The sequence below is a fragment of the Bacillus massiliigorillae genome (assembly GCF_000380245.2).
Lineage (GTDB): Bacteria > Bacillota > Bacilli > Bacillales > DSM-1321 > Bacillus_AD > Bacillus_AD massiliigorillae.
Genome location: NZ_HG428741.1, coordinates 1,876,228 through 1,887,762, shown reverse-complemented (window position 1 = coordinate 1,887,762; position 11,535 = coordinate 1,876,228). Strand labels below are relative to the sequence as shown.

Here is an 11,535-nt window from a genome sequence, read left to right as displayed (position 1 = left end):
AGGTTTTAGAAATGAAGAAGCGAAGGCTGTTTATATACAGTTTGATTTTGATGCTCATTATGCCAATTTTAAGTTTGAGTGGTAAGAATACAGCACAAGCAGCGGTGGTTCAGCCTAAATATGAAATGCGAGCGGCTTGGATAGCGACTGTTCAAAATATTGACATGGCAAAAGGTATGAATAAAGCAACCTATACGACTTGGGCAAGGAAAACATTAGACTCATTAAAGAGCAAAGGGTTTAATACAGTAATTTTTCAAGTTAAACCAACAGGTGATGCTTTATATCCATCCGTATTAGCACCGTGGTCTAGCTATATTACAGGTAAGAAACAAGGCACTAACCCTGGATACGATCCTTTGAAAATTATGCTTGATGAAGCACATAGTCGAGGATTGGAACTTCATGCATGGGTTAATCCTTACCGTGTGACAATGGCGAGTGAGAAATTTACTAGTCTCGCAGAGAATAATGTTGCTAAAATGCATCCAGAATGGGTTGTTAAATATCGGAAGCAATATTATTTAAATCCTGGAATTCCAGAGGTGCAGGGCTATTTAATTCAAACAGTTCTGGAATTAGTGTCTAATTATGATATTGATGCGGTTCATATGGATGATTACTTCTATCCATATAAAATAAAAAATGAAGTTTTTGCTGATCAAAATACTTTTTTAAAGCATGGGACTAAATTTTCAAACATTAATGATTGGCGTAGAAATAATGTAAATGAACTTGTAGCTAATCTAAATGAAGCGATTAAAAATGTAAAACCATGGGTTCAGTTTGGTATTTCACCTTTTGGTGTATGGAGAAATATAGCGAATGATCCAACTGGAAGTAAGACAAAAGCTGGCGTACAAAACTATGATGATTTATATGCGGATACGAGACAATGGATTAAAGATGGTAGTATTGACTATATTACTCCACAACTCTACTGGTCTAGAAGTCTATCAGTAGCAAACTATACTGTTTTATTGAATTGGTGGAATCAAGAAGTAACCACTTATGCCACTAAACATCCTGTTAATTTGTATATTGGGTTAGCTGACTATAAAGTAGGGACGAAGGATGATAATGCTTGGTTAAAGCAATTGGAACTTCCGAGTCAAATTATAGCTAATCGTAATCAAAAAACAACGCAAGGACAAATGCACTTTTCATTAAGTGACATTAATAAAAATAAACTGAATTATGTAACATATATAACGAAAAATTTATATAATTATAAAGCTCTTACACCAGTGACAGCTTGGAATAATCCGATTGTACCTATGCAACCAATGAAAGTAGAAGCGAAAAATGAAAAAAATGGTGTGAAAATTACTATAGATCATAGTTTAGATAATGATGCTAGAAAATTTGTTATTTATCGCTTTGAAAATAATAATAAAGTAAACTATGATAGCCCGATTTCCATTGTAGATGTTGTCTATAGTAACAATGGTAAAGCAACGTTTGTGGATTTATCTGCTCAATTGAAGAAAACATATACGTATGGTATTAAATCACTCTCAGCAACAGGGGTAGAAAGTATAAATGCAACGACTGTTACTGTAAAAAGATAGAGGTGAGGCTGTCCTGAAAATTACTTTCAGGACAGCCTCTTTACGTTTTTAAGGTGCTTTGTTCTCGTTTACTTAAATAGATAGTTTACAAACAAAATAGATAAAAAAACAAATTTCAAGGTAGTAATTTGTGCACTTGCACAAAAGATATTTTGTTTTTTTATAGTATAATTTATATATATTTCCAATACATATGGTGTGAAAACTAGATTGACTCTATATGATGAAATATTAATTAAGAGCATCTTAGAATAACCGTTATCAGTAAGTACAAATAAAAAAATATATAAGGAATGGTGAGGTCATTTGAGTAAAAATGTGCTAATTCTAACTGGTGATGCTGTAGAAGCTTTAGAAGTGTTTTATCCTTATTATCGTTGTTTAGAGGAAAATCTTCGTTGTACAATTGCATCTCCTGTTAAAAAGAAACTTCAAACTGTTATTCATGATTTTATTCCTGAAGTTGAAACGTATACTGAGAAAGTTGGTTATCTATTGGAGTCACACGCTTCTGTTGATGAAATAAATCCCGCTGAATATGACGGATTAATTATCCCGGGCGGAAGAGCTCCTGAGTATATACGCATGAATACGAAAGTTCAAGAATTAACAGCACATTTTTTAACGGAGAATAAGCCTATTGGGGTAATTTGTCACGGTAGCTTAATTTTTACAACTATTAAAGAATATATCAAGGGAAGAGAGCTTACAGCTTATACAGCTTGCAGACCGGAAGTAGAGGCTTCAGGAGCTACATATATAGAAGAAATGCTTCATGTTGAAGGAAATATTGTTTCTGGACATGCATGGCCAGATCTTCCTGGATTTATGAGAGAATTCTTAAAAATCTTAAATGCGGCTAAATAATTAAGTATGTGATGGACTGAGATAACAGACCTTATAAGTGCATTGATGATAGGTGAATTTAGAGGCGGTGAATGTAAAAGGTGAATTTGTATCCAGAACTTGCAGAGAAAATTGTAAAAGAGGTTCGACAAATAATAAGCGATGATATTATTGTTGTGGATATCAATGGCTATATAATGGCATCCACCCAATTAAACAGGATAGGGTCCTTTCATGAAGGTGCTCAGCGAGTGTTACGTTCTAAACAAAAGCTTATCATTGACCAAGAGTTAGCTAAAGTATTGAAGGGTGTTCGAGAGGGTATCAATATGCCTATTATGTTTGAGGGAAGAGTCATTGGAGTAATTGGTGTTACAGGTAACCCTAAACAAGTAGAGCCTATTGCAGAATTAATACGTAGGATGACAGAATTAATTATCCAAGAGTCTTGTCATACGGAACAAATGGAATGGAAAACAAGGGGGGTAGAGTCGTATTTCTTTGAATGGGTGAATTTAACGACTGTAGATTCTGAATTTCTGAATCGGGGAGTATTGTTAAATATCCCTGTTCATAAGCCACATATTTGTTGTTTACTACAGTTTGATATGTCTAATACAAATGATATGGAATCTCATTGGATGCAAAGAGACATTCTTGACTTATTTCAAAAGATATTCTCAAACAATAATGACTTTATTATTATGTGGGGCCCAGGATTATACTTGTTATTAAAGAATTATAATAATGGCTATAATCGTTCTAGTTTTGTTTATCAATTAGAAGAATTTAAGAAGAATTTTGAATATCGTTATAAAACTCCATTATCTATTGGAGTTGGCAAAACCCCAGGCACACATGTTATTAATCGCTCGTATACAGAAGCTAAAAAAGCTTTGAAAGTATCCGTAAAGAAAAATAAGTTGATTTTTTATGAGGATCTCGTCATTGATGTCATTCTTGAAGAAGTTTCGCAAGAAATGAGAGATGAGTTTCTGGAAAATACAATGAGGAAATTATTACATCACTCAGAACTAGTTGATACTTTACAATGCTATATAAAGAATAATCAATCGATTAAGAAAACCGCGTTAGAAATGCATCTTCATATTAATACTCTTCATTATCGCCTTAAACAAATTAAAGAAATCACATCCATTGATCCAAAAGAAACTGCAGGCATTGTCTTGTTTTACTTATCCATTACTTTTCTTCAGGATATTTCTAAAGAAAAAAATAAAAAAGAAGAAGCTTATATTTTATAATGAATTAGGCTAAAAAAGGATGGAGCTATTCCGAAGCGATTTATCATCACTTCGGAATAGCTTTTTTTCTTTTTAGTCTTTTTGTACATGTACTTATGGAAAGTCTACCGATTAAATTAAGATAATATGAATAATCTAGCCGTTAAAATTTAACCATAATATAGTGAAGCTCTACTTAGATTAGAACTCATTGTTCCTTAAAATTGTTTAAATATGTATGTACTTAAATGAATTTTTGATGAAAATTCAAATAAAATGTGTATTTTTCGTAAATATAATTGAAATTACTTTATTCTACTAGAGGATAGGAGTAAACTTAGCTTGTTTATATATTTTGATTATTCAATAGATTTTTCGCGCATTTGAGAAATGCATAAGGAGTTTTTTATGTGGACAGTATATTAGTTTTAACGATTCTTATTGTAATAGGATCTTTAGCTTTTGATTTTATTAATGGTTTTCATGATACAGCTAATGCGATAGCAACTGCGGTTTCAACGAAAGCATTAAAACCAAGAAGGGCAATAATTTTAGCGGCTTCTATGAACTTTCTAGGAGCGATGTTATTTACTGGTGTTGCAAAAACGATCACAAAAGATATTGTGGATCCTTTTACATTAGAAAACGGTTCTGTCGTCATTTTAGCAGCTCTAATTGCGGCTATTCTATGGAACTTAATCACATGGTATTTTGGTATACCAAGTTCCTCGTCGCATGCCATAATAGGTAGTATAGCTGGTGCAGCAATTGCTTCTTCGGGTATAGCAGCTATTAAATGGTCAGGGTTTGGAAAAATTATTCAAGCTCTAATATTTTCACCTATTATAGCTTTTACACTGGGGTTTATTATTTACAGCATTTTTAAGGTTATATTTAAAAATAATAACTTAGCTAAAACGAATAAAAAGTTTCGTCATTTTCAAATTGTAACGGCTGCTATTCAATCCTTTACTCATGGAACGAATGACGCGCAAAAAACGATGGGAATCATTACAATGGCTTTAATTGCAAATGGCTATGTAGAGAGTTCTGATATTCAACTTTGGGTTCAGGCATCCTGTGCTTTAGCAATGGGACTTGGAACTTCCATAGGTGGATGGAAAATTATTAAAACAGTTGGCGGTAACATTATGAAAATACGCCCTGTAAATGGTGTAGCCGCAGATTTAACGGGGGCAACTATTATATTTGGTGCTACCACTATTGGTATGCCAGTTAGTACTACACACGTTATTTCATCAGCTATTCTTGGAGTTGGATCTGCACATCGATTGAAAGGGGTTAAATGGGATACTGCACAACGGATGCTTGTCACTTGGGTCATAACATTACCTATCTCAGCTATGCTCGCTGCTATTACATATTTTATTTTGAAATTATTTTTTTAAAACAAATTCATAGTTCAACGTATTTGTAGATGATTTTTTCTGGGTAAATTATACTATTGAATCTCAATGTAAACAGAGGTATTATAGTAATACGAGCTGCATTGTTCGTAATGATAACCTAAGTTTTAACCTTTATACGAGAATAGGGAGTTTTAATATCGAAATGCGAATGATAAGTCTCTGTCTATATGACAAGGAGAACATGCAGGAACATTTTTGCGAACACCCACTTTGTGAAGTGGTGGTCTAAAACTTACTTATATGTCTACGGCAACGCGGCTTGTTACTATGAGTGTATGAAACAGTTCCAATAGGGACTGTTTTTTTGTTGTAATTAACTATAGAATTATAGTAGAGAAGAAGGAAATGAATTTTTAGAAAACAACTTTTTACAATAGAAAAGCGTGTTGTAAGTTAAAGAGGGGTAAAATGAATACACTACATAAAGCGATTGATCAGTTAGAAGAATTTATGACTTCAACAGAAAAAACAGTGCTAATAAAAGGAACTCAACATTTTAAAAAACATCTATTAGCATTACATATTATTGGGAACGTTACAGAAAAATGTAATATATTATTTCGTTGTAATACGATTCACAACGCGGGCGATTTTTTAAAGACAAAAACGCCAGCTAGAGCTGGAAAAGCTTATTTATTTGACAATGAGCATTCAGTGTATATTGATACAAATAGCAGATTTACATGGGGGAAATCACCTAAAGAGGTAGACTATAGTATTGTGTATCCTATCGATTCTTTGTGTAAAGAATATAATAAAGAAGTAATTATTGAGGATATTATTCAGAGAACAAAGAAAAAAATATTTTTGATTTCATGTAAAGATGTTCATGATTATCAGTGGTTAAATCAATACGTGCAGAGGTATGTTATTTACGATCAGAAGCAAGCAAAATCTATATAAATGGAGAATTATCAGAAGCCTTTTTTTAAAGGCTTCTTTTTGTTTAATATCATTTTTATATATACGAATTAATAATTTATATATTTTTTAAATATGGATAACCAACCAAAATAGTATTTATCATGGTACTAAATACGTGATAATCTCAGAAGAAAGAATTGTTAAAATTTTTTGAATATTAATCCAAAGGTATTTTTTTAAAACAAAATCATACATCATTTCTCATCACTGAATGGTATGAAAGTATCATGTTTCATCTAATCTCCTTAAGAGAGATTTTTACAGTAGTACCTATGTAGTGTAACGAATTTATTTGTTTATTTCATTTATTGGTTATATTGCGTAGTAATAATATTTAAATAAAATGTAAGGGGTGTAGAAATGAAGAAATTAATGTTACTCGTATTCTTAGTAGGATGTATGCTAGCGATTTCAGCTTGTAGTTCTGATACCGCTTCAACTCCTGACAAAAAAGAAGGAAAGAAAGATGCTGATACTATCAAAATCGCAGGAATTTTCTCTTCCTCTGGAGGAGCTGCTCCACTTGGTGAACCAGAATTAGAAACATTAAAGATGTTAGTTGAAGAACAAAATAAAGCAGGCGGTATTGATGGGAAGAAGGTTGATTTAATTCCTTATGATGATAAATCTGACCAAAACGAAGCCGTTTTAGCTATGAAGAAAGCGGTTACACAAGATAAAGTAGCGGCGGTAATTGGAGGGACAATTAGCGGTAACTCATTGGCTATGCTTCCTTTAGCGGAACAAAATAAAGTTCCATATTTCTCTGTTGCAGCAAGTAAACAAATTCATCAAGATGATAATGGTAAGGCGAGAGAGTGGGTTTTTAAAACGCCACAAGATGATAAACATGCGGTTGAGAAAATTCTTGGCTACTTAAAGGAAAAAGGCTTAACTAAAGTAGCATGGTTAAACGTTGCGAACTCTTTTGGTACTGGAGCACATGATGAGTTTAAACAAATTGCTAAAGATTTCGGTGTAGAAGCTGTTATTGAAGATGAATTTGAAGCTACAGTTAAAGATGCAAAGCCAGTATTGACGAGAGTGAAGAAAGCAAAACCACAAGCAATTATTGTTTGGGGTACAGTACAAGAATCATCAGTTGTAGTTAAGAACATTAGAGAATTAGCTATTGACCTTCCTGTCTTAGCAAGTCATGGTGTGGCATCTAGCCAATTCTTAGACTTGACTGGTGAAGCCGGAAATGGCGTTGTATTACCAGCTGGTAAACTACTAATTGCGGAAGAATTAGCTGATTCAAATCCACAAAAAGAATTGTTACTTAAATATAAAGAGCAATTTACAGCTAAATATAATAAACCAGTTAGTACTTTTGGAGCACATGCTTGGGATGCATTTCAAATGATTGTGAAAGCTGTAGAAGCTGGTAACACTGATAGCGCTTCTATTAGAGACTATGTTGAAAATGATTTGGGTGAATTCGTTGGTTTGACAGGTGTATTTAATATTAATAAAGATAATCACAATGGTTTAACTGCAGATAGCTTTGCAATGGTTAAAATCGTTGATGGCAAATGGACTTTAGAAGATAAACAATAATAGTAAAAAAGATAATCAGTGGTGGGAAACCGCCACTGATTATCAATTAAGAGATAGAAAGAAGAATTTTTGATCTTGGAGGGATACAAATGGAAGTCATGAGTCAGATGTTACAGCTATTGTTTTCCGGTTTAACAATCGGTTCCATATATGCTTTGATTGCGATTGGCTTTGTAATCATTTATAACGTTACTGGAGTTCTCAACTTAGCACAGGGTGAATTTGCAATGTTTGGTGCTATGATTAGTATTTCTCTACTTAATGCTGGTTTACCATTATGGTTAGCGATTATTTGTAGTATTTTAATTGTTTCACTTATAGGAGGAATCTTTGAAAGAACAGCTATTCATACAGCACGTAAATCGTCTGTACCTACTCTAATTATCATCACAATTGGTGTTTCCATTGCATTCCGAGGAATTGCTATTTTAATATGGGGAACACAACCTAAGTCATTACCACCGTTTACTGATAATACACCTATTAAAATTATGGAAGCAGTATTATTACCTCAAAACTTATGGGCAATTGGAATTTCCATTGTCATCCTTTTCATCATGATTTATTTCTTTAATAAAACATTTATCGGTAAAGCATTAACTGCATGTGTAGTAAATCCATTTGCTGCGAGATTAATGGGTATTAATCCAGAAAAAATGTCTTTACTTGCTATTATGGTAAGTGCAGGTCTTGGTGCTTTGGCAGGAACAGTAATTGCTCCAATATCTGGTGCATCATATGATATGGGAATGATGCTTGGCTTAAAAGCATTCGTAGCCGCTGTTGTAGGTGGATTGACAAACGCTCCAGCTGCCATCGCAGGTGCCTTTCTAATTGGAATACTTGAATCATTCACTGAAGGATTATGGTCTTCTGGTTTGAAAGACGTAGTTAGCTTCTCTATGTTATTGTTAATTCTATTTATTAAGCCAGAAGGTTTGTTTGCTAAAGCCTCAGGTAAACGAGTATAGGAGGGCTGATTTGTATGGTGAAAAAAGATTTGAAGAAAATCTATCATAATAGTTTAGTAGGCCCTATTATATTTGCTTTAATTATATTTCTAATACCGATGGTCACTTCATCAAATTATATTTATACAATCTTTATTATGATTGGTTTTTATGCTTTAGTATGTAATGGCTTAACGATGTTAACAGGCTATGCCGGACAAATATCATTAGGGCATGCTGCATTTTATGGAATTGGAGCATATACGTCAGCTGTATTAACAGGTACTTATGGATTATCACCATGGTTTGCAATTATAGTTGGAATGATCCTAGCTGCTCTTATTGCTTTAATTGTTGGTATCCCTACTTTTAAACTGTCGGGGCACTATTTAGCACTTGCAACCCTTGGATTCGGAATTATTATTTTCACTGCCTTTAAAGAATTAAGTTCACTAACAGGTGGTTCCAACGGATTCTTTGGTATTCCAACTATCAGTCTATTTGGATTTGAGTTTAATAATGACTTTCGTTATTTTTATCTAGTATGGACCTTAGTTATTTTAGGAATTATTTTTTCACGAAATATCATTCATTCACGAATTGGACGCGGGTTACGTTCCATTGAAGGTAGTGAGATTGCTGCGGATGCAGTGGGTGTTAATATTATGAACTATAAGTTACAAGTGTTTATGTTAAGTGCAATGTTTACTTCCTTAGCAGGATCCCTTTTAGCTCATTATGTTTCTTTTATTAATCCAGAATTATTCGGTGCAAATACTTCTATTTATTTTCTTGTAATGGTTATTATCGGGGGAGCAAGTAGTATATGGGGCTCTATAGTAGGAGCTGCTACTTATGTTATGTTAGGTGAGCTCTTAAAGCACTTTATACCAATATTGCTGCCTAATGCTGGGGGGCAATTTGAAATTGTATTCTTTGGTGTATTGCTTGTCTTGACATTAATCTATATGCCTAATGGTTTGGCTCCACAATTCAGTAAAATTATTTCTAAATTCCGAAAGAATAAGAATGGAGTCCAAAATTCTGTAAATGTTAACGGTGGAGGTATTGCTTCTGGAGGTGAAAATAAATGACGGAGACTATCTTGCGTGTGGAAAGCTTAACAAAGCAATTCGGTGGTGTAGTAGCTGTTGATAAAGTGTCATTTGAAGTAAACAGAGGTGAAATCTTTGCTGTAATCGGACCAAACGGTGCGGGAAAAACAACGTTATTTAACATGATTACGGGGGTACTACCTAGTACTTCGGGTGATGTGTATTTTGAAGATAAACGATTAACAAAAAAGAAGCCGTATCAAATTGCTCAAGCTGGAGTTACTAGAACATTTCAGAACTTAGAGGTTTTTGATAATATGACGGTCATTGAGAATGTTATGACTGGTGCTCATATTACAATGAAAACCAATATGTTAACAGCAGGCTTACGACTGCCAGGAGTTGTAAAGGAAGAAGTAAAAACAATGTCTAGAGCGATTGAGTGTTTAGAGCATGTTGGTATTGCTCATCTAGCTTATGAAATGTCCAATACATTACCTTATGGGAGTCAAAGGTTATTGGAAATAGCACGGGCAGCCATTTCTAAACCTAAATTAATCCTCCTTGACGAACCGATGGCAGGGTTAAACTCAGAAGAATCAAGACAGCTTGTAGATGTTATCTTGAAAATGCGAGAGGAAGGCATGACGTTTATTTTTGTAGAACATGATATGGAAACGGTTATGTCTATTTCGGATCGACTAGTAGTAGTAGACAATGGTGTGAAGATTGGTGAAGGTACTCCAGATGAAGTATACAAAAACCCTAAAGTTGTTGCAGCCTATTTGGGGGATGAAGAGGAGGATACTATCTATGCTTAAGGTTGAAAATCTTCATACTTATCATGGCTTTTTACATGTTTTAGAAGGTATTGATTTTGAGTTATTAGAAGGAGAATTACTCGCAATTGTAGGTTCTAATGGAGCGGGGAAAAGTACACTTCTAGGTACACTTGCGGGTGTGTATTCACCAAAAGAAGGTACCATCAAGTATAAGGATCAGGATATAACAAAGGACGGCGTACAGAAGGTAGTTTCTAAAGGGATTTGTTTAGTCCCGGAACGTAGACAAATATTCTCATCACTTTCTGTAAAAGATAATTTATTATTAGGTTCATATCATCGATATCGTAAAGACAAAAAAAGTATTGAGCAAGATTATGAAAACATTGTGGAAATGTTTCCGAGATTGAAACAAATGCTTGATCGCTCTGGGGGATTGCTTTCAGGGGGAGAACAACAAATGCTAGCCATTGGCCGAGGGTTAATGGCTAAACCAAAAGTTCTCATGCTTGATGAACCTTCATTAGGTCTAGCTCCATTGATTGTAAAAGATATCATGTCTATCTTAAGAAAGCTTTGCGATGAAATGGGTACTACGATAATTTTAGTTGAGCAAAATGTAAAGGCGGCTTTAAAAGTTGCTGATCGTGCTTGTGTTTTAGCTCATGGAAAAATTGTTATTTCTGGTACGGCACAGGAGTTATTGAATAACCCTAAAGTACAAGAAGCTTATTTTGGCAAGTCTTCTAAACAAGTAGAAAATAAAGCCGTTATACCATTGTAGATAGGGAAAAGGCTTAAATAACTTTCAATAATTTCATTTTGTGTATGAATAGAAGAACTGAATATTATTCATAAAACATATCAAAAGGGTAGGGGTAAGAATTAAGTATTCTTACTCTTTTTTTATGTGTTCAGAATGAAGAAAGTATTATTTGAATAGTGGATTGTTTTTTAAGAAGACAAACAGCGAATTAGTATTATTGCGTAATGAAGGAACTTTCTGAATTTTTAAATAGATAGAGAGTTCTTTATTACGCTTAATATATATTTAACAGAATGAGAAGAAGAACAAGGACGAATGCAGTAATAGAAAGTAACCTTCCTAACTTAGCTCCATAATGTTCAATATATTTGATACTAATAAAGAAAGATAAGATCAGTAATCCGAGA

At 33.7% G+C, this 11,535-nt stretch carries 10 protein-coding genes and 1 other RNA gene; all 11 read left to right on the top strand.

The genetic code is table 11. The features are described 5' to 3' along the window. The first annotated feature begins 11 nt into the window (after positions 1-11). The 11 genes from TX86_RS08665 to TX86_RS08620 all read left to right on the top strand — a co-directional run bounded on the left by TX86_RS08665 (position 12) and on the right by TX86_RS08620 (position 11,146). Positions 12-1,571, top strand: a complete 1,560-nt coding sequence (locus tag TX86_RS08665) for a glycoside hydrolase family 10-like protein (protein WP_042348081.1) — start codon at positions 12-14, stop codon at positions 1,569-1,571. A 306-nt stretch (positions 1,572-1,877) separates the two neighbouring features. Further along, the gene (locus TX86_RS08660) at positions 1,878-2,438 is read left to right on the top strand and encodes a DJ-1/PfpI family protein (protein WP_042348080.1); all 561 of its coding nucleotides are present in this window, start codon (positions 1,878-1,880) and stop codon (positions 2,436-2,438) included. An 80-nt stretch (positions 2,439-2,518) separates the two neighbouring features. Next, positions 2,519-3,682 carry a CdaR family transcriptional regulator gene (locus TX86_RS08655; protein ID WP_042348078.1) on the top strand — a complete coding sequence of 388 codons (1,164 nt, stop codon included), beginning with the start codon at positions 2,519-2,521 and terminating at the stop codon, positions 3,680-3,682. A 389-nt stretch (positions 3,683-4,071) separates the two neighbouring features. Next, the gene (locus tag TX86_RS08650; RefSeq protein WP_042348075.1) at positions 4,072-5,070 is read left to right on the top strand and encodes an inorganic phosphate transporter; all 999 of its coding nucleotides are present in this window, start codon (positions 4,072-4,074) and stop codon (positions 5,068-5,070) included. Between the two features lie 90 nt (positions 5,071-5,160). Next, positions 5,161-5,356, top strand: a non-coding RNA gene (gene ssrS / locus TX86_RS26210) — 6S RNA. 143 nt (positions 5,357-5,499) lie between these two features. Next, positions 5,500-5,994 carry a hypothetical protein gene (locus tag TX86_RS08645; protein ID WP_042348073.1) on the top strand — a complete coding sequence of 165 codons (495 nt, stop codon included), beginning with the start codon at positions 5,500-5,502 and terminating at the stop codon, positions 5,992-5,994. A gap of 381 nt (positions 5,995-6,375) precedes the next feature. After that, a complete protein-coding gene (locus TX86_RS08640) occupies positions 6,376-7,575 on the top strand; it encodes an ABC transporter substrate-binding protein (RefSeq protein WP_042348070.1) in 1,200 nt (399 codons plus the stop codon). Between the two features lie 89 nt (positions 7,576-7,664). Further along, the gene (locus tag TX86_RS08635) at positions 7,665-8,546 is read left to right on the top strand and encodes a branched-chain amino acid ABC transporter permease (protein ID WP_042348068.1); all 882 of its coding nucleotides are present in this window, start codon (positions 7,665-7,667) and stop codon (positions 8,544-8,546) included. Positions 8,547-8,560: 14 nt separating this feature from the next. Further along, positions 8,561-9,619, top strand: a complete 1,059-nt coding sequence (locus TX86_RS08630; protein WP_042348065.1) for a branched-chain amino acid ABC transporter permease — start codon at positions 8,561-8,563, stop codon at positions 9,617-9,619. Then, positions 9,616-10,401, top strand: a complete 786-nt coding sequence (locus TX86_RS08625; RefSeq protein ID WP_042348062.1) for an ABC transporter ATP-binding protein — start codon at positions 9,616-9,618, stop codon at positions 10,399-10,401. The genes TX86_RS08630 and TX86_RS08625 overlap by 4 nt, the downstream gene beginning before the upstream one ends. Then, entirely contained in the window at positions 10,394-11,146 is a 753-nt protein-coding gene (locus TX86_RS08620; protein ID WP_042348060.1) for an ABC transporter ATP-binding protein, read from the top strand. Before TX86_RS08625 ends, TX86_RS08620 begins: the two co-directional genes overlap by 8 nt. The last annotated feature ends 389 nt before the right edge of the window (positions 11,147-11,535 follow it).

Bases quoted from the DNA above. Each gene is read 5' to 3' on its own strand.
- TX86_RS08665 (WP_042348081.1), top strand. From the start codon at position 12: ATGAAGAAGCGAAGGCTGTTTATATACAGTTTGATTTTGATGCTCATT.
- TX86_RS08645 (WP_042348073.1), top strand. From the start codon at position 5,500: ATGAATACACTACATAAAGCGATTGATCAGTTAGAAGAATTTATGACT.
- TX86_RS08640 (WP_042348070.1), top strand. From the start codon at position 6,376: ATGAAGAAATTAATGTTACTCGTATTCTTAGTAGGATGTATGCTAGCG.
- TX86_RS08635 (WP_042348068.1), top strand. From the start codon at position 7,665: ATGGAAGTCATGAGTCAGATGTTACAGCTATTGTTTTCCGGTTTAACA.
- TX86_RS08630 (WP_042348065.1), top strand. From the start codon at position 8,561: ATGGTGAAAAAAGATTTGAAGAAAATCTATCATAATAGTTTAGTAGGC.
- TX86_RS08625 (WP_042348062.1), top strand. From the start codon at position 9,616: ATGACGGAGACTATCTTGCGTGTGGAAAGCTTAACAAAGCAATTCGGT.
- TX86_RS08620 (WP_042348060.1), top strand. From the start codon at position 10,394: ATGCTTAAGGTTGAAAATCTTCATACTTATCATGGCTTTTTACATGTT.